The 602-nt window shown below is 43.9% G+C and carries 1 pseudogene; it reads right to left on the bottom strand.

The features are described from left to right. Nucleotides 1–602, bottom strand: a pseudogene (locus ACFIO5_RS12815) (phosphohexomutase domain-containing protein); the annotation flags it as partial.

Genomic DNA, 602 nt, shown 5'->3' with positions numbered 1-602 from the left:
CCTCAGCTCCCAATTCCCATAAAGCACGCGGAGCCGCCTTATAAGCAGCACCATTAGCGCAATCGACAACGATACGCAAATTATCCAAACGAACATCGCGCGGCAAAGTTCTTTTGGCATATTCGATATAGCGGTAAATATCACCCTCGACCCGTTTTGCATAGCCAATTTCGGCACAACTGGCTAAAGATTTTGAAAGATCTGTATCGATCAATTGTTCAATTTTTTCTTCTATCTCATCTGAAAGCTTAAAGCCATCAGGACCAAAAAGTTTAATACCATTATCATAGAAGGGATTATGAGAGGCCGAAATCATCACCCCCAGATCAGCACGCAATGAGCGACAAAGCATAGCAACAGCAGGTGTTGGCACCGGTCCTAATAAGAACGCCTCCATTCCAGCAGCGGTAACTCCTGAAACCTAAGCATTTTCGACCATATAACCAGACAAACGGGTATCTTTACCAATTACCACACGACGCGACTGATTTTGTGACCGAAACAAAATTCCCACAGCCATCCCCACTTTCATAGCAAAATCTGGTGTCATGGGAAAAACATTGGCTTTGCCGCGAATTCCATCTGTACCAAAATATTTTTGT

Source organism: Bartonella sp. AA86SXKL (assembly GCF_042196885.1).
The sequence above is the reverse complement of the archived record's forward strand: the minus strand, read 5'-3'. Positions and strand labels throughout refer to the sequence as shown.